Genomic DNA, 1,552 nt, shown 5'->3' on the forward strand with positions numbered 1-1,552 from the left:
TTGATACCGAAGCCCAGCGTTTAGAACAGATGATTGCCGAACTGCTTGAACTATCACGTATGCAGGTAAACAGTCATATGACGCGAGAGACCCAACCTATTGCTAGCTTGTGGGAAGAGATCATCAAAGACGCGCAGTTCGAGGCAGAACAAATGGGGAAAAGTCTCCGCTACTCTGCCTTTCCGGAACGCAGCATCTCGGGTAACCCTAAACTGTTGATGAGTGCAGTAGAGAACATCATCCGCAACGCGATTTACTACGGTAAAGATGAAGTGAAGATCAACATTCAGGATTCATTCGACACACTCAGCATTGTGGTCGATGACAATGGTGAAGGTGTCCCTGAAGAAGAACTGGAAGCGATTTTCCGCCCGTTCTACCGTGTATCAACAGCACGCGACCGCCATTCAGGAGGAACAGGCTTAGGCTTAACCATTACCGAAAGTGCCATCCGCCAACACAGTGGATTGATCACAGCAAGCCGCAGCCCATTGGGTGGGTTACGTATCACCATCACCCTACCCTTGACCTTTGTGGGTAAATAACCCCACAAAGATCAAAGTTGATAATGATTTTCATTAACATTAAAATAAATCTTCCATTTAGGAGGATTCACAATGGCGCATATTTTCCCAGAGCTTCCATACCACTACGATGCGTTAGAGCCGTACATCGATGCAAAGACCATGGAAGTTCACTACAGCAAACACCACAAGACTTATTACGATAAATTTATGGCTGCCATTCAAGGCAGCGATCTCGAGACCCAACCGCTCGATGACATCTTCGCTTGCATTTCTCAACATAGCCCAGCCATCCGAAACAACGGTGGCGGCTATTACAATCACATCATCTACTGGAACTGCATGTCACCCAATGGTGGTGGCGAACCTCAAGGTGCTCTAGCACAAGCTATCAACGACAAGTTTGGTGACTTCAAAGCATTTAAAGATGAGTTCGCACAAGCGGCTATTAATACCTTTGGTTCTGGTTTCGCTTGGCTGATCGTAAAGAATGGCGAGATTCACATTACCTCCACCAGCAACCAAGACAATCCATTAATGGACGTTGCGACGCAACAAGGAGAGCCTATCCTAGCCCTTGATGTATGGGAGCACGCGTACTACATCACTTACCAAAACCGCCGCCCGGAATACATCGAAGCATGGTGGAATGTCGTCAACTGGTGCGCTGTAAAAGAAAATTACGCTCGCGCACTCAATTAAACCCGGAAAAATCGGAGCGACAAGCTTTACTCAAACGCTCTTAACTCCCCAAGTCATTGTGTTGAATCTCGCTTCTCATGGTGACTTGGGTATATACTGCTTGCCTGTTTTGACCAATCTAACTCAATACCATGTTTGATATCGCTCTATACGAACCAGAAATCGCGCCGAACACCGGCAACATTATTCGCCTGTGTGCTAACTGTGGTGCGAATCTCCACCTGATTGAGCCGCTGGGTTTTGATCTTGAAGAGAAAAAAGTCCGCCGCGCTGGTTTGGATTACCACGATTTGGCTCGCGTGACGCGTCATAAAGATTATCAAGCA

The 1,552-nt window shown here is 47.0% G+C and carries 3 protein-coding genes; all 3 read left to right on the forward strand.

What is annotated here, in order from left to right; translation table 11 throughout:
• Window positions 1–545 (forward strand): ATP-binding protein (locus tag AND4_RS18910; RefSeq protein ID WP_009844597.1); only part of this gene is annotated, 545 nt, incomplete at its 5' end.
• A gap of 72 nt (window positions 546–617) precedes the next feature.
• Window positions 618–1,226: a superoxide dismutase gene (locus AND4_RS18915; protein WP_009844598.1), complete on the forward strand. Its 609-nt coding sequence runs from the start codon at window positions 618–620 to the stop codon at window positions 1,224–1,226.
• A gap of 131 nt (window positions 1,227–1,357) precedes the next feature.
• On the forward strand, window positions 1,358–1,552 hold a 195-nt coding region (locus tag AND4_RS18920), incomplete at its 3' end, for a TrmH family RNA methyltransferase (RefSeq protein WP_009844599.1).

Origin of the sequence: Vibrio sp. AND4 (assembly GCF_000171815.1) — a bacterium.
In the GTDB taxonomy this organism is placed as follows: Bacteria; Pseudomonadota; Gammaproteobacteria; order Enterobacterales; family Vibrionaceae; genus Vibrio.

What these genes read in the sequence shown, in the direction of transcription:
- AND4_RS18915 (WP_009844598.1), top strand. Translation starts at nt 618, where the DNA reads ATGGCGCATATTTTCCCAGAGCTTCCATACCACTACGATGCGTTAGAG.